Raw genomic sequence first — 24,115 nt, 5'->3', positions numbered from 1 at the left:
CAAGTATTTATACAACATTAATGTACATAGGAAATTATTTTAAAACTAACTATTAATATTAGAAGTTTGTTGCTGATATAAGAATTTTACTAGATATTTGCAATAGAATCAAAGCTTTCATTAATAGAATTAGCAATTAAGTATGGTTTTTATAGTACATATGCCTAAAAAGCAAATAAAAAGCTTTATTTATATGTGAACGCTATGCGTTAAAGTAGCGTTTTATTGTTGTATGAAAGCATGTATAGGTATTGTTTGAATTTTTAAAAGATGCTGATATTATTTGTTGGGTTTTGAATCTCGAACAGGTTTATTTTTATAAGTGAAAAGTAATGAGGATATTGGGAGATGAAATATATTAATTAAATATTAAATAATCATAGCTAAAAAAACTTAATTTGAGGTTTCATTTGTATTAGTATGGACCAGATTTTTGAATAATATACATTATAAATTTGATATGAAATGTAGATGTGTATAGGAAGATGAAAAGGGGGGCAATAAATCTAGACGTTTATTAATTTTACTAGTAATTAGGGTGAAGGATTTCAAGAGTCGTTAAAAGTAATAGAACAGATGCTAGAACAAAATGTAGATTGTACTATAGTTGAAGAGGGGGACGAAGACGCTTGTATAATGAAATCAGTTGTTAAGACAATTCGTGAAATAAGTTATTATACCTTTTAAAGAGTGAAATCAATGAGTACGAAGATTTTAAAGAACATAGGTAATTTAGAAAAAGTTAAATCAATATTATTGAACAATTTTGATGAATAACAAAAGACCAGTGTAGTTATATAACCAATAGAATCATATTTTAATCGATTGTTTAAAATATGAATTATGCCAAATTATATAAAAAGTTAGGGAATCTTTTAGAAAATATGCTAAGCCTCCCTAAAAAGTTACAAATAGATGCAAAGTACTATATTTAATAAATCTTGTTTTAGAAATTAAAATAAATAAAAACATTAGAATTAATATTTGGGCCATAATGGTTATTGTATCAAGGTATTGGAGATTTTTACTTAGTAAATTTCTAAGTAAATAGTTTAGTAAATAATAATTGAATATACTGTATTCATAAGGTTTAAATTTTATAGTTGAATTAAAAAGAAAAAACTATAGTACATAGAAAATATATATGATTTATGAGTTGTTTAATTGAAGACCAACAAGGTTATAAAGAACTATAGGAAGACATTACAAATAGCCTTGCTGTATATGTTTTTTTTCAGCAAGGCTATTTGTAATTGGATTTTTTTTTTTAATCGTGTTCTTCTAGAAAATTATAGAAAACAAATGTATGACTATTAGTTGTATCTGAGAGTGAGCTTGTATTTTGTGCATTACGTTTTCTACGTTCTTGCTTCTGTTTAGATTTTTGATTAAACATTTTTATGAAATGTGCAGGATTACTGTTTTCAGCTTTATTAAACTGGAACCATTGCACACATTCTTCAAAATCCCATCTTGTGTAGCGATCAATATCCGGTGGCAATCTTAAAGCAATTGTATACGCATCATTTTCAGATAGGTATGTTAGCTCTTGACTCAAAATGTAGTAATACGCTCTTTTCTGATCTTCACTCAAATAATCATTTAATTCTTGTAATCTATTATTTTTTCCTTGTTTCTCATGATTGACAGCAGGTTTTGATTGCTCTTCAATGCCGAAAAAATCTAAGGAAGGTGAAGGTTTAAAATTGTTCTTTTGCATAAATTCGGGATCTGTTACATCAGACTTTTTACTAATTTTGTTCTTTAAAAATCTAGTAAAAGTAGCACAAACATCAATTGCTACGGCCCATTTTATCTTGAAATATTCAACGATTTTTAAATAATTATTATGTATTGTTAAGATGCAGATTTATCTCTATAAAATATAATTGCACGTAAATCCTAAAATACCTTTCATCCTTGATTTAACAATGATATCTAATCCTTTTTACAATTGCACATAAAAAGAAGTACATAATTTTTCTTTAAATTATGTGCTTTTTATTTATTAAATGAAGTATTTTACATTTAAATATTATAAAATTAAACTGGATATAATAGGAATTATCGAGGAGGATTTTATGTATATTTCAGAGTTAACAATAAGCAATTTTAGATCGTTTAACAAAAAAACAACGTTAAATTTTAATGATGGAATTAATGTAATTATTGGACAAAATAATGCTGGTAAAACAACTGTAATAAAAGCATTAGATATCCTTTTTAACAATTCTTCTAGTAAGAGATTGAACATTAACGATTTTAATCGTAGTGCCTCGATTGAAGAACTAAAAGTATGCCCACCTAAAATATATATATCTGCTAAACTACAAGAATCTGAAAATGAAGGTGAATACTCAGATGAATTAGTGACAGTAGCTACCTGGTTAACAACCCTTAATAAACCGTATGAAGCTACAATTACCTATGAATATTTCTTACCTGAAAAAGAAGTAGCTGAATATACAAATTTAATGAAAAAAATATCGATTGAAGATATTAATCACTATTGGAAAGCTATTGAACATAATTTCTTAAAAAAGTATGTTCATAGAGTATACGTTGGAAATCCTGAATTCAAAAATTCTGTGCAGAATGATGAAATAAATCGTTTTGATTTTCAATTTTTAACTGCAATTCGTGATGTCGAAAGAGATTTATTCAAAGGAAATAACAGTCTTTTAAGAGAAGTAATAGACTTTTTTATGGACTACGATATTAAAAGTAACAGTGAGTTAGAAAAAAAGGAAAAAATAGAACAAATTCAAAAGAAAAAAAGAGACTTTTCAGTTGAATCAAAGAAGATAATTGAATCACTTCAGCAACGTATGAGAAACGGTGAAGAACAAATTTTAAAGTATGTCAATAATACTGGGGCTGGAATTGATGAATCTAAACCTTCATTTGATGGAGAAATTTTGGACACCGAATTATATTCAGCATTAAGACTCATTGTCGAAAAAGAATCTGGAATTAAGCTACCTGCCATTAGCAATGGGCTAGGCTATAATAATTTAATTTATATCTCCCTTTTGCTATCAAAAATGCAAAAAGATGCTTCTGGAGAATATTTAGGGTCAAATGCCAAAGTGTTCTCCATATTAGCTATTGAGGAACCAGAAGCACATTTACATCCAAGTATGCAATATAAGTTTTTACAATTTCTAAAAGAAAATAAAGATTCAGATGTTAACCAAATATTTATTACTTCACATTCTCCAAATATAACTGCTGCAGTTGATTTAGAAGATATTTTAGTTATTCAAAAAATTAATGAAGAAATTAAAATAGCTTATCCAAGTAAAGTATTCAATGATTCAAACGAGGAAGATATCATATCTCGAAATTATGTGAAAAGATTTTTAGATGTAACAAAAGCAGATTTATTTTTTGCGCAAAATGTAATTCTAGTAGAGGGTATTGCTGAACAGCTTGTACTTCCTGAATTCGCAGCCTCAATGGATTTGAATTTAGCGGACAGCCATACCACAATATTGAATATTGGTGGAAGATATTTTAATCATTTCTTAAAATTATTTGATACTAACCGCTGCAAATTTGCCTTAACAAAAAAAGTAGCGTGCATAACTGATTTAGATCCAGTTAGAAAACTAAAAGACGCTGCAGATGAGGATAGCAATTGGAAAAAGTGTCTTCCCATATTTTTGAACTTACAACCAGAAGACTATGAATATAAAAAAACTTCTAATTCACTCGTGGGGACATATAGCCATAGTGATTCGAAAATTAAAGTTTTTACCCAGACACACGGACAAAGCTCTACATTTGAATATGATTTGATTTTGAAGAATCCGAGTTGCGAAAAATTAGTAACCCCTTCAGTTTCTAATGCTCAAGAGATTAAAGAGTTAATGGACCTTGTTGCAAGAGATAAGCCTATAAAGGAAGTAGTTGCAAGAATAAGAAAGAATGCCTTTAAAGACGAGCTTTTAAACTTGCTTACTCTTGGATTGTTAAAAGATGAGTTAAGCGTAAAGAAAGGCATAATTGCTAGTCGATACCTATTATCTATCTCTAAAGGAGAAGCGGCTCAGGAGATTGCTTATGTCATAAGTACAGCTGAGCAGGGCTTAATTGAGCCACCAGATTATATAAGCGAGGCGATAAAATGGATTTGTCAGTAGCCACGGAATTAGAAAATAGTAACAGTATAATACCAATTGATGAGCATTTTAAATTATATGCTGGACCGGGTGCAGGAAAAACCACTTTTTTAACCAATCATATTAAAAGAATTCTACATCAATCAACTAAACTTGGAAAAGCAAAAAAATTGCTTGTATTACTTATACAAATACTGCCGTTAATACACTTGTCAATAAACTCGAAGATTCTATTGAATCATTAGAAATATGCACAATACATAGCTTCTGCTATAAGCACATTGTCAAACCATACATTTGGATTTTAGAAGATTCACCTTTACCTATTGATAAAATAGATGGGCATGAACAAATTAAACTACGGCACAGTCAAATCAATCAATTAAAAATTGAAATTGGACAAAATTATTTAAATGATGTGAAATTATGTGAGGCGCTAAATAAACTTCAATGGGTTTTAGATGATGAAATACCAACATTAAAGTTTTTAAATGCTTATGATGGTAAGATAGAAGGTTATTTCCTAAAAAAAAGTGCTTATTATAAATATAAACAATTATATTGGTCCGAAGGAAAATTAAGTCATGATGATGTCCTTTATTTTGCGTATAAAATTTTACAAGAAAACATACGAATAATAGATATTATTAGAGCTAAATTCCCCTATATTTTAATTGATGAGTTTCAAGACACAAGTCCATTACAAACAGCCATTATTGAATTGATTGGGCAAAAAGAAGTTAATATAGGAGTAATAGGTGACTTATGCCAATCAATTTATTCTTTTCAAGGGGCAAACGTAGAATCATTTGAGATGTTTTCAATTGAAAATATGAAATTATATATTTTAAAGGATAATCATAGATCAAGTAACGAGATTATAAATGTACTTAATCATATGCGTAAAAATAAAGACTTTGAGCAATCCTCTCCCACTCATAAATCTGGTAACCTTCCTACTATACTGGTAGGATCTAAGAAAAGTGCTTATCATTACTTGAATGATAAATCAATAAATCCAGTTGTACTATCATATAAAAGTGAAAACTCAAAGTCCGTTGAATATGAAACAGATTTAATTGAAGATATGGATTTCAATATTATTCTTCAAGATTCAAATAATGAAAGAGGCTGGAGAATTTTTCATATAATCCAATCTATCGAATTAGCTAAACAGTTTCAATTAAAAGAGGCTTTAAGATTAATGAAAATTGCTTATCGAAAAGATGAGCCTTTTACTGATAAAGAGGCTTTTGTTAACTTAAAAAGATTTTTAAATATGTACAATGAATTTGAAACCAAAAGCATTACTTACTTCCACAACGAGTTAATTGTAGGGCAATACAATGTTAAGGGACGTATTTCCAGAGGAGCAGCAAAAACATTATATGATGGTTTAACTTATAGAAAAGTTGCCCTCCAAATGAAAATTTTAGATGACTTAAGTGATTTTAAAACAATCCACCAATCTAAAGGAGATGAATTTGAAAATATTTTAGTAATAATTCCTCCCCAAAAACAAGGAACAGAGCTAAACTTTCTGCTTTCACCTAACATGAATATAGAAGTGCATAGAGTTTATTATGTGGCATTAAGTAGGGCAATCTCGGGACTCTATATTAATGTTGAGAGCTTAAAAGAACAAGAAAAAGCAGCACTCATAGAAATTGGTTTTGAAGTAATACAGGTAGACCAATCAAATGAATTAAATATTACTACTAAGGAGCTAGTTAAATCCTTATAAGTCCTAGATATTTTAACTAAGAATAAAATTTAAAAGCATATTTATGAAATATCAGCAGTCCCTGGTTTTATTTGTAAAATAAAACCAGGGACTTTAATGCTATAAAATACAATCAATTTAGTACGCAGAGGAATTTGTATATTTTTTCCTAGAATAATAAATCTTATATAATTTAAATATAGAACCCGTTTGAATTAAATAGATGCATCTTGACTCTATATTAAATATCTTGTAATCAAACTAGTTTATAGTTAATAGGAGAAGCAAGGTAAGTGATAATGATGGAAGATGTACTTTTGGAAAAGAGGGACTTAATAAGTGAGGTAATCTTTGGGGTATATGGAAATTACCGATAAATTAATTTTTCAATAGGTGCAGTTATCAAATATTTAAACGAAGAAGGAGATACTCTATATATAATGCTTAAATCTGTAACAGATTTTCCTTCGATGTGTAAATTTACAATTTCTTTTTTTTTATGATCATCACTTTTTTGATGACTATAGTCGGTCGATTGAAATGTCATGAGAATCCCAAAAGCTTTCGGTGAAGAGCATAAAAAAAGGCTGATTTTTCTCAAGAACTATTAGTTCTTTAATGTGATATAGATAGAACTTATATTAGATTACTTGAGTGTACTCAAAGATAATTAAGCATATCTGCCGTATTCGTCATATGTAAGGTATTAAATATTGCCCCACATGAATTAATTAAAGAAGTGGAAGAACCTATAAATTCCTAATAATGAATCTGTCTAAAGAAACAATCTAACATTCTGGTTATTTAATGCTTCTTTTTGTTTTTTGGTATAAGATATATTATATAAATACCATCCGTATATCTAATTAATTAAATGAAGAATTTCCACCAAGGACTTACAACATTTTAAAAGTATTTTAAGGAGTGAGGGAATTATTTTGAAAATCTATGTCCCAGCAGTTCAAAAATGTATTTTAAAAGAAACAGGTTGTAAAAATTCTATATACCATCTTCTTGAAAACGAAAAGGAGATTACTGGTGAAATTATCAGAATTGAAAAGCACTTTTTTAATTTTAAATGTGGAGAAGATTTATATTGCTTTACAACTGACAAAAAGAAGAGCGATTTGTCCGCTACATATGTATTACTAATTGAGAAAATAACAATTGAACAGAACATAAATGTTAATGAAATTGTGATAAAGCATTGGCTTAAGCACCCTTTACTATCTAGAAATTTTACTAATGAAGAAATTTTAAATAGCTGGAGTAGAGCATTCAATTTTATTGAGGAAAATATAGAGACAGATGAGAAGGGGCTACGCAGACCACAAATTGGTGCTCTATATTCTATTTTAAGCCATTTAAAAGTTCCAAATAATGTGGCTACAGTGGTGATGCCTACTGGTACTGGAAAAACCGAAACGATGCTTTCAACATTAATAGCAGCTAAGTGTGAGAAGTTATTAATCACTGTTCCAAGTGATGCTTTAAGAACGCAAGTCGCTAATAAATTTCTTAAATTGGGCTTGCTCAAAGAATTTGGGATTGTTAATTCAAGTGCGCTATTCCCCAAGGTGGGACTGATTTTTGAGAAGTTTCCTTCTACAGAATCTTTTGAAGGATTTCTAGAAAACTCTAATGTAGTTGTTACTACCATGAATATTTTATCTCGGATGGATAAAGGTAATAGAGCTTTACTCTCAAAATATTGTTCCAATGTATTTATAGATGAAGCACATCATGTAAGAGCAACTTCATGGGAAGATGTTAGAAAGACATTTGATGATAGTAAGGTAATTCAGTTTACTGCTACTCCATTCAGAAATGATGGTAAAAACTTAGATGGTAAAATTATATTTAATTATCCCTTAGAAGAAGCACAAAAAGAAGGATATTTTACTGAGATAGAGTTTATACCTGTTAAAGAGTATGATGGTCACAAGGTAGATAGGGTAGTTGCAGCAACCGCCATTGAAAGACTAATTAAGGATAGGGATGATAATGATTTCCCTCACATTCTAATGGCTCGATGCTCTAATAAAAATAGAGCACTACAAGTTTTCAAAATATATCAAGAGCTAACAGAAAACACGAATCTTATCCCTGTTTTAATATATTCAGGAATTGAAAATCAAAAAAATATTTATCAAGAAATTATAAACAAGAAATATAACATTATTGTATGTGTGGATATGTTAGGAGAAGGATTTGATTTACCAGAATTAAAAGTTGCAGCACTTCATGATATAAGGAAGAGCTTACCAATAACATTACAATTTATTGGGAGATTTACTCGTACTAAACATGATGAAAGTTTAGGTAAAGCTGCATTTATTGCTAATATTGCTGAATTAGAAGTAACAGGTGTTCTTGAAGATTTATATAGTAATGACGCAAACTGGAATAATTTGATTAGCAACATAAGTTCCACTAGTGTTGAATCCGAAATAGAATACAAAGATTTTTTAGAGGGATTTAAGAATATAACTCAATCTAACTTTGCATTCAAAAATATACATCCCAAATTAAGCACAGTCGTATACAAAGGTAAAAGCATGTTTTGGTCACCTTTAGTATTAAAAGAATACTTTACAAAAAACACTAATTATGAATATGTGTTTTTTGATATAAACCAAAATGAAAATATGGTTGTTATTGCTTATGCAAAGAAAAATTCCTTGGATTGGTTAAACGATAAAAACACATTTAATTTATCATGGACATTGATAATTTTAATTTGGGATTCTGAAAAAAAATTACTATACATTAACAGTTCGGATAATTCTAGCCTATATAAAGAATTAGCAACTCAAGTAATAGATCAACCCATACTAATTAACGGAATGGAAGTCTTTAAGTCACTTTATAATATTAACAGATTAAAACTTCAAAATGTTGGTATGAAACTTTTCTTAGCAAAAGATATCAGATACCGTATGAGCGTAGGTAGTGACCTTAGTGAAGCTATCCCCTTAATGGAAAAACAGCGAAGCCAAAAATCATATGTGGTTGGGACTGGATTTGAAAATGGAGAACCAGTTAATATAGGCTGCTCGTACAAGGGAAGAATTTGGACTAAGTTACAAGGGAATTTGATGAATTTAAAAAAATGGTGTACTAATGTTGGGGAGAAATTATCAAATTATTCAATTGATCCTAATCAAGTATTAGTTGAATGTCTAGTTCCCACAAGAATATGCCAGCTTCCTAATGAAGTCCCAATAGGCATTGATTGGGATTACGAAGTGTATATGGAAAATGAGACCAAATTCCGTTTTAAGGTTGGACATATAGAAAAAAACTTAAGTGCAGTAGAATTAAATATTAAAAACTTTGAAATTAGGGGTTATTTAGAAATAGAGTTAAAAATTGACGAGATATGTATACCTATTAAATTTACAGTTTTTAATGATCTTTCTCATGGTTACGAAGAAGGTTTACCCAACTATAAATTTGAAGTCTTGAGCGAAGACAAAGTACTCGTGGAATTTGGTTCTAAAAGGATGCCACTTATTGACTTTCTAGATTACTATACACCTACTATTTGGTTTGCAGATGGATCTTCTTTAACTGGGAATGATCATATTATTCTAAAACATCACATTAATTTATATAATAGGGAATTATTGATGCCATTTGATTGGACTGGTACTGATATTTCGAAAGAATCTCAGCATGTCAATCCAAAAATTGAAGATTCCATACAATATAGAATGATTCAATATTTAAAAGAAAAAGATTATAGCGTTATTTATGATGATGACGGCAGTGGTGAAATAGCCGATATTGTTACAATTAAAGAAACTGAAGATGAATTAAAAATACAACTATACCATTTAAAATACGCTAAAAACGGAAGAGTTTCCGAATCTATAGCAAATCTTTATGAAGTGTGTGGACAAGCACAAAAGTCTACACAGTGGAAATATAAATCTGGAAAAGAATTTTTCAGTCATTTACTAAGAAGACATACCAAAACCTATTCGGGTCAACAATGTAGCCGATTAGAAAAAGGTAATCTAGAATTATTGACAACGCTACAAGATAAAGCAAAAAAGAAAATTCCGATGTCTTATGAGATTTTTATTGTTCAGCCAAGTATTTCAAAGAAAAGTGTGCGAGACGATATTTTAACTTTATTAGGAGTTACAGAAAACTTTATTAAAGAGACAACAGGTATAGAGTTAAAAGTTATTTGTAGTTATTAAAATACATAGGAGTCTTACTCTAGCGTTTCGTAAGACTCCTAATATTATTTATAAATTTAATCTAGCTATCTTCCAAATCTAAATTGAATAACTCATTAAGTTTTTCTATTTTTTTATCGTTTACATCAATAGTATTTGAAATTGCTGATTCATTTTGCAAAACCTTATTAGGGTTATTTAATTCTAAAACTTGTGAAGCTTGATTTGGTAAAGTAATAATTGCTGCCTTCACATTAGCTTGTCTTAATTTTTCTGATTGTCCGTATAAATGAGGAAAATAACTTTCAGCAACAATTTGATTATACAGTGTTTCGTAGTGAGTTCTCTGGACAGTTACTTTAGATAGCTGTTGTTTCAATTGCTGAATTTCTAACTGCAGTTTTGGTACAGATTCTTCAAGTGTTGCTAATTTTTTAACGTCTGTGTAAAGATCACTAATAATGTTTAATAGCTTTGTAATCTCATTTTTTAATTCTATTGTGTTAGTACCATATTTTAAAAAAAGTTCTTCAACACTAGGAATCGTTATAATACCGCTTTCGTCCAGTTTAGGAATATGAATAGGTGAATTTAAATGATTTATAAATTCTTTCATTCGCCTACTCCATGTATTCCTTCCGATTCCAGTTTCTTTTTCTAATAATAACGACGTTAATTTTCGACTAGGCTGCTTATATTTAACCTCTAGAGCAATTTGCTTTAAATCTTCATCAGACCATTGTTGTGGTTTCCCTCTTTTAGTTTTTACCATTCTTATCACCCGCAATATTAGCATCTATTTTCGATTTCAATTCCATATAGTATTGTAACTTTTTGGCGGCCGACTTTCTTTCAGTTATATTTAAGTCATGACCGTATCTTTGTGGTAATCCAAATAAGCTTTCTAAAAGGGAAATAGACTCTTCAATTCGTTGTTCTAAATCTACAGAATGATTAGACAGCCATCTAATAGCTTCGTCTTTTTCATTTATACTAGGGGAGAAAATATATTTTGGACAAAACTCACAGAACTCAATACAAGTATTCGGGAAATTCTCTTTTAGTTCTGAACATAAACCGTATTGAACTCTACCTATGTGTTTTGCAGTTATCTTCTCTTTCGCAATGTTAGATTTATGAACAATATATTTTTTCCACCCTATGATAGAGTTGTCCATTCTATAGCTAATCTCTGCTTCGAGCTTTAGTTGAGCTAGCCTATATACATATGATTGTGCAAAATGCTGAACATGACTAAAGTAACCTTGCGTAATTTTTAATTGACTATGTCCAGCTAGAGTAGCAATATTATGCATACTAAACCCTTGCAAACACATATTGATGATAGCGAAATGTCGCGTATCCCCAGATTTCACGCGTTCCAAATTGTATTTACCATATTTATCTTCTACGATTATTTTATAAAATCGATCTTTTAAGTCATTAAAATTACGTAAGTTCATTATCGGATTCTGCTTTTTTCTTTTAACTTTATAATTTAAGCTGAACATTTCTGATGGGAAAAAATATTCAGAGTAAGGAAAGTACATATTTACCTTGTCCCTTACTTCTATTAAAGTTTGGTATGTTTTTCGATCAATCACAACTGAATCATATTTTATAGAATCATTAATAGTAGTAGATTTATTTTTTATTCGTGGAACTGAAATTGTATAGGGCTCATTTTTACTTTCATCATAAGACAGGCAATTTTTTTAAGTTTTAGAAGTTCACTTGGACGCATAGGCAATGTATTAGTGAGTAACCACCAAACTAAGATTGGTATGTAACTTATAATTTCTTCTACAGAATTATTTTTAAAATAATGATTGATAACATCATCTAACTCAAGTACATCTTGAAAGTTAGGTAAATCTCTGGATACTTTTGATTGCTTAGGCATACTAGAGCATATATTAAGGATTTCTTGATAATTATTAGTTCTATAAAAATCAATGAAATTAGAGGTAACACTAACCATGTGATAACCAAGATATTTATATTTCTTAATACTTTCAACTAATATACTCTTTAATTGAACCAAACTTTCGAAACCTTGAGATTCAAGTATAACCTTTCGTAATACAGATAACTCATCATAAGTTGTTTTGGATGTCTTTCCAGATATAAGTCTAAGTAAAATAAAGTATTTTAGATGTTCATTGATTTGTGGATAGCTAATTAGATCAAATTTCATTTGCAAGTTTAATTGTGATAAAGGATCATAAACAAGCCAAAGGTTGTCTGCAAAAGATTTATTTTTTATAACTGTGCTTTCGACTAAATCATCAAATATCTGTTTATAATCTTTTAATAACAAGTCATCTTTAGAAATTTGTTGGATGGACTCTATTTTATAAAAACGTGACTCATTTAAAATTTTTCTAATCTCCATGGTTATCTCCTGGTAAATAGATTTTATAAGCATATCGTTTTAACAAATCATTGATTTGATTTACCTCTACATAAGCTTTTACATAACTTTTACCGAAAGTATCATTAGCCTCACTCAGTATCAATAAGCATTGCAGTAGGAAGCGACTTTGCCTTTTTAAAAGATTTTCATTATCACTTTCCTGTATTGAAGTTAAAAGTCTTAGAGTTTCTTGATTTAATTGAATTAAAATCAAATTTTGTGGAAGAACATATTCACAATACATGCAATTCATTAAAGCTGGATAAGCACAATTGGGGAATACTAAACATTGTGCATGCTCAACTTTAGAAGGCATAGAATGAATTGATAACTTCGAAAATAACTCATGTAATTGCTGTTTATTTAAGCGCATAACTTGGTGTATAACTTTTAACCTTTTCTCATAGATTGTATTCATTACTTTCACAATCGAATCATTATCAGTCTCCTCTATAATGGCAGGGGTTAAATAATTAGAAACATAAGCAGCTATTGATTCGGTTTCTTTAAGAGAGAGGTGTTCTTTAATTTCTTCAATCATAGTGGTCCTATCTTCTAGATTTAAGTTGTTATAGTTATCAGTATATGTAAATCTTAATAATTGTTCATATAACCATCCAAAATTTCCTCTTCGAAAAATATTTATGGCCACTCTTCCAAGAGAACCATCTTTATTCATCATCTGTATATAAGCTTTTGTAGTATCTTCATTTTTATGTGATCTTGCATTTTTAGATAAAGTTAGTGCCAGTTGAGAATCAAAGGCATCTCCTTCAGTTACTGATCCATATAGGTATGTTGCCAAAGAACGATTCATTATCAAGCTACTAAATCTAAATCCCTCAAATTTTTTATAATCGTTAAAAAATTTTAAATGAGTCACACCACCTTGAGTTTTAATTTGACGATACTTTCCCGCGATAAAGGTTTCTAACTGACATGTTTTATTTTCTCTTAATCGCTCGGATAAAACTAATGCGTAAGCTAGTGGCATCTCTAGGTTCGAAGGTACTAAGAAAGTAAGTAGCTCACCTGTTTTAGATGCACGCTTATTTCTAAAGGAAAGATACAAAGTCTTAATTACTATTTGAACTTGATGCTCATTCAATTTAAAGTTATTACTGTAAAAATCTGTTTCCTGAATATCAAGTTCTTTTAAATTTAAGTTAGGTGTATTGAGAATTAAATCACTTCCTCGTATAAAATCACAGCATAGTAAAGTAACATATACCCACATATTTGCATAAGATCTGCTATTAAGACTTTTTTCGATATGAAGCTCTATATTTTGTACATGCTTATATATTTGATTAAACGTTGCAGCCGAATAAATTTCCTGTTCTTTACGTTTAGACTTTTGGACAGCTAACAATTTATTCTTTAAAGGCATATTTTTTTGATCAAATACGTATGATAGAAACCGAGTAAATAGCAATTTTTCCTTCGAAGTAAGCAGCCCTTTTTTTAAAAACAATTGATTTACTTCCTCTATATCAACTTTGAAGATTTCCTCAGATAAGTTTCTTTGGAGTTTGTTATGAAAATTAATAAATTGGCCAATAGTAGCTTGTTTATGAACTGTAGAGCCTGTACATTTATTAAAATAAGCTTGTGAATAAGTTAGAAATAGCGTTCGAGTATCCATAAACAAATTATTCTGTTCTGTTTTGATAGATATTTTTTTTATCGCATATTCGCAGTCAATCTCTACAGGATTATCACGTTCTTCGACAAACCGTTTGTATTTTATCAGCTCTTCTTTTGGTATAAAAATGCGACCATTTATTTTTTTTACATTTATTTTATGATTGGAGCCTTTCGAATAAATACGTTCTTGAATAGTAACAATACTCCTATTAAGAATCTCCGAAGCCTCTTTAATTGAATAATAATCTTTATTCAAACGAACCATGGCCGTTCAACTTCCTTTCAATAAGATTAGGAATATACTTCTCATGCATATTATCTAATTTCTCTTCAATTTTTTTATGCATTCGTGGTGTTGAAACCATGTAGGAGAGTGCAGATTCTAAACTAGAGTCACCTCGTAAATGTGCAATTTCATAAGGGTTTTGTGCCTCATTCGCAATGAGATTTGTAAATGTTCCCCGTCCTATATGCGTAGACCATTTAATACTTTTTAAATGCTGGGCTACTAAGCGATGTTCAATATTATTTGAAGCTTCTAAGGTGGATATTAATTTGATTTTACATTTTTCGAAGTACTGTCTATAGCTTCTACCAGACATCGGTTGTTCATTGGTGTTTAAAAACAAAGCAGTAGTTTGTTTAGAAGAGTATAGCCTTAAATGCTGTCGAATCAAGGTAGTTCCCCAACCATTTACATCTAATGCTACTTGAGATCGTGTCTTTTTTACTGAGGCATGTTCTTTTAAATCTGTTCTGAAATTTTGATTTTCTATTTTTAATATCAATTCTTTATTTGTTATAGATTTTGATATTTGTGTACGCTTTAAATTAACTACTTCTGAAACTCGTAGTCCTCCAAATATTTGTAGATATATTCCTAAAGCTATTCTGGGAGTATGTGTAGAGGCAATTTCTAAAAATAATGGTATATATTCAAATGGTAAAATGTGTTCAATTTCTTTTATTTTCTTTTGTGGATAAACCACTGTAAAAGGAGATTTATAATATAACGTATTGTGTTCGTTTTTTTCTTGTTTAAAATCGTTTAAATTAACTTTTGAGAATAGTAATTTGTTTGTTCCCCAAGTATAGAAATGCACTAAGGTTCTTTCAGCGTCTTTAACAGTATCTTGAGAAACCTTATTGGTACCCAGCCAATTTAAGTATGTAGAGCCATGTAAGATAGTCAATTCTGTTAAATTTTTGATTTTCAAACATGGATAATATTTTATTAAGTAGTTTAAAAACTTCACTATATTTGTAGCGTGCTTTTTCTGTGTATTAAATGACTTATACCCCCATTTTTCAATAATAAAATTACTAAGGTGATGAATTATATATGTGTCCGTTTCGATGTTTTTAAGAGCGATTAATGAAATATGTTTTTTTTCTTTAACTTTTTGATTTTCCCCAATTACATAATCAATCCAAATTGCTTGTGTTATAAATTTAAAATTTTCATTCACACTTTTTACTGAGATTAATTCCCCCACTAACTTTCCCCCTTTTCTAATTATGTGCAATAAGTTTTGAAGTTTATTATCCCCTATACCCTTATGAAATTAATAATTAAGCATCTTTGATGTTCTTTAATATTGAGTATACTATTATTGTACATCATTATGGAGATAAGCAGATCGAGAGGGTGAGCTTATCTATCGAGAAATATATGAACATGCAGGTGTGAACAAGCGAGAATCACGCCTATTTATCTCTTCCTATGAGGCCGCAGAATTAGAAGGAGCATTAAACCGATTAGAACCAGGAGCAGATTATGATGGGCTTGCTCAATCCGCTAAAGCAAGGCAATACCTGGATTATATTCTAGGGATTAATGTTACAAGGGGCTGTACATCCAAACTAGCAAAAAATCAATTTTTATTGGCTTCTGGTCGTGTTCAAATGTGCATCTTGAATGAAATCCGTCAGAGAGAAATCGCTATCCAAAATTATAAAGAACAAACCTATTACAATTTAAAGCTACTAACGGAAAACGGTTTATCACCAGTAATGAAAACAGAAGAGCAACTGATAGATCCATCGCCACTACAAAAGCTTGGAGATAGCTTGAAAGAAACGAATGTAATCGTAACGGAATTTAAAGAGAGTACGAGAAAAAAGAAACCAAAATTATTATATAACTTAACGGATATCTACAAAGATGCTCACGCAAAACTGAAGATAAATGCGGAAACAGCAAAAAAATATATACAGAGTTTGTATGAAGAAGGCTTTATTACTTATCCTCGTTCTTCATCCAGGCATTTACCTACAGAACAAGTGGAACGAGTGAAGGAAGTAATGGCAGCATTAGAAAAAAGCACCTATGCAAATCTCGTACAACAAGTGGTTCCATCTTCTATTACGAAAAAACATACTACTTTTAATGATGAGTTAGTCAGTAGTCACTTTGCCATCATCCCAACAACAAAATTATATGACGGGACCAACCGAAATCCATTAGAAAAACAGTTATATGACTTAATTGTAAAACGATTTATCGGGAATTTTATGAAACCAGCAATCTACCTGGTAAGAGAAGTACATTTTATAGATCAAGAGGGCAACACATACAGTACAAAAGAAAAGATCCTACAAGAGAAAGGGTTTTTAAGTGTGTTTCAAGAGGATATAGAAGAGGGGTCAGTTGAAGCATTTCAGATACCTATTTTACGAGAAGGAGATTCTTTCAGAATCGTTCAGTATGACTTGATTGAGTCTCGAACGAAGAAACCAGCCTTTCATACGGAAAGTTCCATTTTAACCTTTATGGAGACGGCAGGGCGTAAATTAGATGATGAACATTTGAAAGAACTTATGAAAGGAAAACGGATTGGGACAGTCGCAACGGAAGAAACGTTTATTCCAAAACTGTTAGAGCGAAGCTATATTGATGTTACTAACAGTCAGATTCGAACTACTAATATTGGTCGTGCGTTTATAGATGCTTTTCCGGTAGATGAAATCAAAAATCCAGCTTATACGGCTGAAATGGAAGGGATGATCTATATGATCGAAAAGAATGAAATGAAATATGAGGAATTTGTGGAGAAAACAAATACGTTTGTAAAAGACACAGTGGAACAATTAGGCGCAATGGATAATAAGGTGTCGGATAGCATTATTAATACCTGGAATCAGCAGATTGAGGTGTGCAAATGCCCTTGTAGAAAAGGAAAAATCCTTCATAAAGGCAATTTCTATGGTTGCAGTAATTATCCGGAATGTGAAATCTCCTTACCGAAAAAAATTAAAGAAAAAGCGATTCCGGAAGCGCAAGCGAAAAAGCTGTTTGAGGATAAGAAAACAGATCTTTTAAAAGGATTTAAGTCCAATGAGAAGGAGTTTTCCGCTTATCTCGTATTACATGAAGGGAAGGTTAAATTTCAGTTCCCAACACAAGAAGAGCTGTCATTTGGTAAATGTCCAAAATGTAAAAAGGGTGATATGCTTCATCGTAAAACATTTTATGGATGCACGGAGCATAAAAATGGATGTGATTTTATGTTACCAGCCAAGATAAAAGGGAAAGCAATCCCTGGTAATCAGATGAAAAAGCTAATTCAGTATAAAACAACGGATTTTATCAACGGCTTTCAAGGAGAAAAGGGAGAATTTACAGCAGCTATCTATATGGAAGCGGACGGAAGTTTGAAATTCCGTTTTCCAACAACTGAAGATCGTACTATTGGTAAGTGTCCATTATGTAAGAGTAGAGTTCTTGTAGGGAAAAGTAATTACTTATGTGAGAAATACAAAAAAGGCTGTGATTTCATTATTTTTGGTACATTCTCTGGTAAAAATTTAAGTAGTAACCATGTGAAAAAGTTATTAGAAAAGAATGTAACGGATCAGATTAAAGGGTTTATCTCGAACAAAAACGGGAAAAAATTTGACGCTCGTTTATCATACAGCGTACAGGAGAAGCGATTAAAATTCTTATTCGGCAAATAAAAATGAAATGTATCAACTATAAATGTAACAAGATAAAACAGTTCTTTACTATATAGGAAAAATAACGTAAAAACACACATGACAAGCCTATTATCATTCATATTATACGAGGTTAAGTAAAAAATTACTTATAGAGGGAGTATCTCAAAACATGCGTCATAAATACACTGATTTCTTACATATAAATGGTATAAGGCTTGTCTTATAAAATTAGTTTTTGTAAGAAAGGAGATATACTTTGAAGAAGGTATTGTTATTTTGCGATCCAGGTATTGATGATTCTTTAGCTATCATATATGGTCTACAAAATCCTAAGATTGAAATTGTTGGAATTGTTACGAGTTACGGTAATGTTACCAAAGAACAAACAACTCGAAATGCCTTATATCTTTTGCAATTGGCTGGCAGACAAGATATCCCTGTTATAAGTGGTGCAACTTTACCATTTTTCAATGGGTTTACTAATTATTATCCAGAAATCCATGGTGCAGAAGGACTTGGTCCTATTCGGCCTCCTGAAAGTATAACAACTATGCCTGTTCATGATTTTAGCTTAATCCCTAAAATTATTGAAAGGTACAAGGAAGAGTTAACAATTATTGATGTAGGAAGATCTACTTCCCTTGCGATGGTATTAAATATTTGGAAAGAACTAATGCAAAGTGTAAAGGAAGTTTATATCATGTCCGGAGTGTTCCTACAACCAGGAAATGTTACAACTGTAGCGGAAGCCAATGCGTATGGTGATCCTGTTTCTACACAATTTGTAATTAATCAGTCGAAAAATTTAACAATGATTCCTTTAAATGTAACAAATTCGGCTATATTGCTCCCGAACAAAGTGAATTATATTGTGGAACATACAAATATTCCATTCAAATCATTAATAAAACCAATCTATGATTATTATTACAGTGCCTATAAAAAATTGAATAAAAGTATTAAAGGGGCTCCTTTACATGATGTAGTTGCAATGAGTGCAATAGCTAATCCTAGTTTTATTCAATATATGTATCGTAAAGTAGAAGTTGATTTAAAATCTTTCAGAGGACAAACGATTGCTGATTTCCGTCCAGGTGCAGAAGCTATAGGGGTTCGCATTGGATTAAAATTAAATCAAAAAAACTTTATTAATGATTTTATAGAGACAATGGTTGGGAATCACAGATATTAAATAGAAAAATTCATTTCCCTATATAGTAAACCCTATGAAAAGTTAAATTTGAAGCCGAAGATAATTATATAGTAAGAAATAAAAAATCTATACTCATTCAAAAATGCGGTAATTAAGCGTCTTGTTAGTAAAGATTTTTTTATAAAGTCAGCAATTAAAAATTGAATATAACAACTATAAGTAGCAAAAGAGGACTAGGAAACGGAATAGTCCTCTTTTTTATTTCATTTTATAGAGTAAAGGGGGGATTCCGTAATGGCATATGTCAGTGCGGAGGATGCGATGGAAGCAAGAAAAGTTGACTTGATTTCATATCTGGAAGCAAAAGGAGAAACGTTTAAGAAAGAAGGAAACTATTATCGTCATACGGAACATGACAGTCTCATTATTAAAGGGAATCAATACGCCTGGAATAGTCGAGGAGAAAAGGGATATGGGGCGATTAGTTTTGCCATGATGTACTATGAGATGACATTCCCTCAAGCCGTGATGGACATTCAGAAGGGGGATTACAAAGAATTTGATCGTTCAAAAGCGGAAGAGGAGCGCAAAAAAGAACAGCAGCCATTTAGTTATCCCAAACACCTGGAAGTAAATAAGCAAAAAGAGATTAAAGAATATCTGGTTAATGAACGGAAAATAGATCCTCGCTTGGTGAATTGGCTGATTAAAAAGGATCTCATCGCCCAGGATAAGAAAAATAATGTGGTGTTTAAATGGAGGGAAGAAGGAGGCAAAGGGCAAGTCATTGGTATGAACCTTCAAGGTACAGTAAAAATGGAGAATAAAAGAGGAAGCTTTAAGCAAATTGTCCCGAATTATGAAAAAATCAATGCGGGTTTTACAGTTGATGTGGGTAAGCCGGATAAAATTTATTTTTACGAAGATCCGATTGATATGTTATCTCATTGGAGTATCAAGCAAAATAACATACAAAACGCTCGCCTGGTTTCTATGCATGGATTGAAGTCAAAAACAGTAATTCAATCTTTAATGGATGCGAAAAAAGAAGGGCACGATATTAAAGAGGTCATTATGGCAGTTGATAATGATAAAGCTGGGAAAGACTTTATTCAGACAATGAAATGCTTTGTAGATCTTAAAGAGGATATTCCAACGAATGAAAAAGATTGGAACGATGTCCGGAAGAAACAAGTGAGTGAGCAACAGGCAAAAGAAACAGCCCAACCAAAGAAAATGAAACCAATTAAAGAGGTGGAGCGAAGTGTCTAATCTACCAAAAATGCCAAACATATTACAGATTTTGATTTGTATTTTTATCCTTTATGTTCTTTTTCGTATTTGTAAATTTATGTACCGGAAGATCCAGGAGCGAAGAATATTAAAGCGAATGGCTAAGTCTGGTATTCGTTATATAGACAAAATGGACGGACATCAATTCGAAGTATATCTAAAAGCTCTCTTTCGAGAGTTGGGTTATTCTCCAACAGTCACAAAGCAGTCAAATGATTTCGGAGCGGATCTGGTATTGAAGGGGAAAAATCGTATTGTAATCCAGGCAAAACGCTACGGGATGAAAAATAGAGTCGGCATTAGTGCCGTACAAGAGATATATGCAGCACAAGCCTATTACAAAGCAAATGAGGGCTGGGTTGTAACGAACAGTGTGTATACAAGACAGGCGAAAGAATTAGCGGAAGCTTGTAATGTAAAACTAATAGATCGTGTAGAGCTTCAGAAATTGATTAATAAAATCAATCCCGAATATTCGGCTGAAGATGTGTATCAAGGGGTAACGCCTGCAGCACGGAAATGTCCAACATGTAAACATGATTTAGTCGTTCGTAATTCAAATCAAACAGGAAATAAGTTTTTTGGCTGTTCACAATATCCGACATGTACACATACAGAACCAATTAATACATGAGCTGTGATGAAAATCCGGCTCTTTTTTCATTTGTTTAAAGAATTCATGAAAAAAATCAGTTTAACTAAAAAATGAATCTTCAGATTTAGTTGTATGAGGTTTTGATATGGTTATTAATACAATAAGTCATATTTGTTATAAAAACGCATGTAAAGGGAGAGAGGGAATTTAAATGCGTTTTTAGGTTTTTTAGGAAAAATAAAAAGGATATCCATTATTTACGACTTAACCCTTTGTCTACGATCTGACGAATTGCTTCATTTCGGTTCTTCAGCTTATTTTCATGCCAATAATTTTCTATTTGTTCTACTTGTTCTTTTGTAAAAGTAACTAAAATTTGAGTGTACTTGTCTTTATTAACAGCCATATAGCAACCTCCTCAATAAAGTTATATAACTTTATTGAGGAGGTTATTACATGGAACGGAAAGGTGAACTACCCGCCACTTAACGTCCTAACGGACTGTTTGAAGTGGGGGCTTCTCGGTTAGTCGTTACTTTTGGTAGCTAACGAATTCGTCCTAAGACAGCCGAGCTAACTCCCTTGTTCCAAGGGTTATTTTATTGCTATCTATGCTAACGCCAATAGGCGTATTGCTTCATTTTTGATATTGATAGCTGCGTTATAATCTCTATCGAGATTTACACCGCATATACAAGAATAGACTCGTTCAGACAATGACATATTTTTCACATTTCCACAACTGCTACATGTTTTTGTGGAAGGAAACCATTTGTCTATTTTCACAAGCTGTTTGCCTTGTTCATTTAGTTTATAAGCTAAGAAAGAAGTGAACATACCCCAAGCATTATCAGCGACGCTTTTTCCAAAATGAAGTGCTTGCGATATTCCCTTCATATTTAGATCTTCAATAGCGACAACATCAAAATGAGTAGCTAACTCTTTAGACTTATGATGAAGGAAGTTCTTACGTTGGTTTGCTACTTTTTCATGCAGCTTAGCTACACGGATACGTTGTTTATTCCAACGCCCTGAACCTTTTGTACGTCTTGATAATACTCGTTGCGCCTTTGCTAATCGGTCTAACATTTCACGATAGAACTTAGGATAATTGGCTCTCTCATCCTCAGAACTGACGTATAATTGATCCATCGCAAAGTCTAATCCAACAACTGTTTCTACTTCTCTTTGTACGATCTCTTTTTCGTATTCAGTCAAAATGGACACATAGTATTTACCAGTAGGTGTCATAGAAATCGTACATGACTTGATTATATGGCCTTGTGGTATTTCTCTATGCTGTTTGATACGTACCATTTTCAGTTTTGGCAATTTGATATGACCATTAAGCAACATAATATTTCCGTTCACTACATTCGTTGTATAAGACTTTCTGTCTTTTTTGCTTTTGAATGTTGGGAAGTCATTTTGACCACGAAAGAAATTTTTATAGGCAGTTTGCAAGTTTAGTTGAGCATTTGCCAAAGCTAATGAATCAACTTCTTTTAACCACTCAAATTCTGCTTTGTATTTTGCAGGAGTGGGAAGCTTTTGTTTCTTTAGTTGATCCTTATCATCTTTATGTTTTTCATACGCTTCTTTCCGTTCAGCTAACATTCTGTTATACACGAAACGTACACAACCGAAGGTTTTACGCATAAGATGTGCTTGGTCTTCTGTTGGATACATACGGAATTTATATGCTTTATTCTGCTTTGTCATATCATTTCACCTCACTTTTCACTTTGATTTTCAATATATGTTTTTACTACGTCTATTGGCGAACCATCAGTAGTTAGCAAGCAAAAACTTCTTGCCCAAAACATCTCTTTCCAAAGTTTCTTTTTCACTTGTGGAAAGTCTCTTTTAATAAGTCGAGAACTTGCACTTTTATAAGCATTGATGAATTTTGTCATTTCTGTATTAGGGTGTGCCTTGAACAAAATATGAACATGGTCTACATCATGATTCCATTCAACTAATGTGATGTTATAGTTTTCAGATAGTCGAACAAACATATCTTTTGCATAGTCTGACATATCATCATCAAACACATTTCTTCTGTATTTTACGACCAACACAAGATGATAATACAACAAGAATACTGAATGGTTATTACTATCTAATTTCATTTATATACCAGCCTTTATAATTTATAAGACTGATTATATCAGAGGCAAAATAAAAAGGAAAACCTTTTGGCTACGCCAAACCGAAATTCATCTCCCACCTACCGTTGGGCTACGCCCTTCACACGCTTGAGGAAGGAGAATTCTTTCGGGAAATTCGTTAAAAAAATTTACAAATGGAACTTATAAGTCTAAATAAATAACAAAGTAATGGAGGAATGAAGAATGAAGATTGCTGTATCGGAATGGAAAGCATTGAAAAAAGAAACAAAGTTAAAGTTATTGCGTTATGCGATGTTAGAAAGCAAGTATAAGTACGCAAAATAAAAGCTCTTCATTTGCAAAAGCAAACAAAGAGCAGAAGTCATGAGTGACCGTCGAGGAAAGAAATTGGCAGATTTCTTTCCTCTATATTTTAACATATTAAAAGTTGTAGGGAAAAGGGGCGTGTAGAATGGAAGAAGGTCGTATTTCCTTTCAGCAAGGGTTTAAAGAGTTTCTTATTATGATTGTCTGTTTTTGGTTCATTATGTTTCTCATGTATGGTGAAAGCCTGTTACAATAGTAAAGAATAAATTAGGTACAAATTGATAATGAAATGGGGAAATATGCTGGATGAAAGCAACCGGAGTAACTAGAAAAGTGGATGAATTAGGGCGTATAGTGATTCCAAAGGAACTTAGAAATACGCTTGGGATTAAAGAAAAATCACCATTAGAGATTTTTGTAGAAGGGGAAGACATCATTTTACAGAAGTATCAGCCTGGTCATGTTTGTGCATTAACAGGAGAAGTGTCAAATCGTAACATGGCATTAGCAAATGGTAAGATCACATTAAGCCCAGAAGGTGCAGAACTATTAATAAAAGAAATAGAACAGTATCTTGTAAAATAAGTGCTCCTTTCA

The 24,115-nt window shown here is 31.4% G+C and carries 15 protein-coding genes and 2 pseudogenes; 8 read left to right on the top strand and 9 right to left on the bottom strand.

Annotation, left to right across the window (positions count from 1 at the left end):
- Window positions 1-1,267 precede the first annotated feature (1,267 nt).
- Window positions 1,268-1,870 (bottom strand): annotated as a pseudogene (locus HMPREF1014_RS23890) (Replicase RepFR55); the annotation flags it as partial.
- A 211-nt stretch (window positions 1,871-2,081) separates the two neighbouring features.
- Here HMPREF1014_RS23890 and HMPREF1014_RS23885 point away from each other — a divergent pair.
- The 3 genes from HMPREF1014_RS23885 to HMPREF1014_RS23875 all read left to right on the top strand — a co-directional run bounded on the left by HMPREF1014_RS23885 (window position 2,082) and on the right by HMPREF1014_RS23875 (window position 10,058).
- Window positions 2,082-4,145 (top strand): ATP-dependent nuclease, encoded by a 2,064-nt coding sequence (locus tag HMPREF1014_RS23885; protein WP_000275934.1) that lies wholly within the window; start codon window positions 2,082-2,084, stop codon window positions 4,143-4,145.
- A gap of 148 nt (window positions 4,146-4,293) precedes the next feature.
- The gene (locus HMPREF1014_RS23880) at window positions 4,294-5,868 is read left to right on the top strand and encodes a UvrD-helicase domain-containing protein (RefSeq protein ID WP_347363583.1); all 1,575 of its coding nucleotides are present in this window, start codon (window positions 4,294-4,296) and stop codon (window positions 5,866-5,868) included.
- Window positions 5,869-6,785: 917 nt separating this feature from the next.
- Entirely contained in the window at window positions 6,786-10,058 is a 3,273-nt protein-coding gene (locus tag HMPREF1014_RS23875; RefSeq protein WP_000708791.1) for a DEAD/DEAH box helicase, read from the top strand.
- Between the two features lie 61 nt (window positions 10,059-10,119).
- Here HMPREF1014_RS23875 and HMPREF1014_RS23870 read toward each other — a convergent pair whose 3' ends face one another.
- The 5 genes from HMPREF1014_RS23870 to HMPREF1014_RS23855 form a co-directional block, all read right to left on the bottom strand.
- Window positions 10,120-10,809 carry a hypothetical protein gene (locus HMPREF1014_RS23870; protein WP_000241159.1) on the bottom strand — a complete coding sequence of 230 codons (690 nt, stop codon included), beginning with the start codon at window positions 10,807-10,809 and terminating at the stop codon, window positions 10,120-10,122.
- Window positions 10,796-11,500, bottom strand: coding sequence for a site-specific integrase (locus tag HMPREF1014_RS32275; RefSeq protein WP_255344398.1), 705 nt, complete (start codon window positions 11,498-11,500; stop codon window positions 10,796-10,798). The genes HMPREF1014_RS23870 and HMPREF1014_RS32275 overlap by 14 nt, the downstream gene beginning before the upstream one ends.
- Before the next feature lie 188 nt (window positions 11,501-11,688).
- Entirely contained in the window at window positions 11,689-12,432 is a 744-nt protein-coding gene (locus HMPREF1014_RS32270; protein ID WP_009327533.1) for a hypothetical protein, read from the bottom strand.
- On the bottom strand, window positions 12,422-14,365 hold the full coding sequence (locus HMPREF1014_RS23860; RefSeq protein ID WP_000251929.1) for a helix-turn-helix domain-containing protein: 1,944 nt from the start codon (window positions 14,363-14,365) through the stop codon (window positions 12,422-12,424). Before HMPREF1014_RS23860 ends, HMPREF1014_RS32270 begins: the two co-directional genes overlap by 11 nt.
- On the bottom strand, window positions 14,349-15,596 hold the full coding sequence (locus HMPREF1014_RS23855) for a tyrosine-type recombinase/integrase (RefSeq protein WP_000504252.1): 1,248 nt from the start codon (window positions 15,594-15,596) through the stop codon (window positions 14,349-14,351). Before HMPREF1014_RS23855 ends, HMPREF1014_RS23860 begins: the two co-directional genes overlap by 17 nt.
- A gap of 139 nt (window positions 15,597-15,735) precedes the next feature.
- Between HMPREF1014_RS23855 and HMPREF1014_RS23850 the strand changes: the two are divergent.
- The 4 genes and pseudogenes from HMPREF1014_RS23850 to HMPREF1014_RS23835 form a co-directional block, all read left to right on the top strand.
- Window positions 15,736-18,057, top strand: a pseudogene (locus tag HMPREF1014_RS23850) (type IA DNA topoisomerase); the annotation flags it as partial.
- A gap of 238 nt (window positions 18,058-18,295) precedes the next feature.
- Window positions 18,296-19,231, top strand: a complete 936-nt coding sequence (locus HMPREF1014_RS23845) for a nucleoside hydrolase (RefSeq protein ID WP_000756786.1) — start codon at window positions 18,296-18,298, stop codon at window positions 19,229-19,231.
- A gap of 255 nt (window positions 19,232-19,486) precedes the next feature.
- Window positions 19,487-20,464, top strand: coding sequence for a DUF3991 and TOPRIM domain-containing protein (locus HMPREF1014_RS23840; protein ID WP_000332209.1), 978 nt, complete (start codon window positions 19,487-19,489; stop codon window positions 20,462-20,464).
- Window positions 20,457-21,119: a restriction endonuclease gene (locus HMPREF1014_RS23835; protein WP_000067651.1), complete on the top strand. Its 663-nt coding sequence runs from the start codon at window positions 20,457-20,459 to the stop codon at window positions 21,117-21,119. The genes HMPREF1014_RS23840 and HMPREF1014_RS23835 overlap by 8 nt, the downstream gene beginning before the upstream one ends.
- Window positions 21,120-21,333: 214 nt before the next feature.
- On the opposite strand, the gene HMPREF1014_RS31750 is transcribed toward HMPREF1014_RS23835, so the two are convergent.
- The 3 genes from HMPREF1014_RS31750 to tnpA form a co-directional block, all read right to left on the bottom strand.
- Entirely contained in the window at window positions 21,334-21,486 is a 153-nt protein-coding gene (locus tag HMPREF1014_RS31750; RefSeq protein WP_000290205.1) for a ribbon-helix-helix domain-containing protein, read from the bottom strand.
- A gap of 203 nt (window positions 21,487-21,689) precedes the next feature.
- On the bottom strand, window positions 21,690-22,802 hold the full coding sequence (locus HMPREF1014_RS23830; protein ID WP_000166251.1) for an RNA-guided endonuclease TnpB family protein: 1,113 nt from the start codon (window positions 22,800-22,802) through the stop codon (window positions 21,690-21,692).
- Between the two features lie 11 nt (window positions 22,803-22,813).
- Complete coding sequence (gene tnpA, locus HMPREF1014_RS23825; RefSeq protein WP_000762746.1) at window positions 22,814-23,212, bottom strand: IS200/IS605 family transposase; 399 nt, start codon at window positions 23,210-23,212, stop codon at window positions 22,814-22,816.
- 612 nt (window positions 23,213-23,824) lie between these two features.
- On the opposite strand from tnpA, the gene HMPREF1014_RS23815 reads away from it, so the two are divergent.
- The gene (locus HMPREF1014_RS23815; protein ID WP_000648347.1) at window positions 23,825-24,103 is read left to right on the top strand and encodes an AbrB/MazE/SpoVT family DNA-binding domain-containing protein; all 279 of its coding nucleotides are present in this window, start codon (window positions 23,825-23,827) and stop codon (window positions 24,101-24,103) included.
- Window positions 24,104-24,115 lie beyond the last annotated feature (12 nt).

The sequence above is a fragment of the Bacillus sp. 7_6_55CFAA_CT2 genome, from assembly GCF_000238655.1.
GTDB classification, from domain to species: Bacteria; Bacillota; Bacilli; order Bacillales; family Bacillaceae_G; genus Bacillus_A; species Bacillus_A cereus.
The sequence above is the reverse complement of the archived record's forward strand: the minus strand, read 5'-3'. Positions and strand labels throughout refer to the sequence as shown.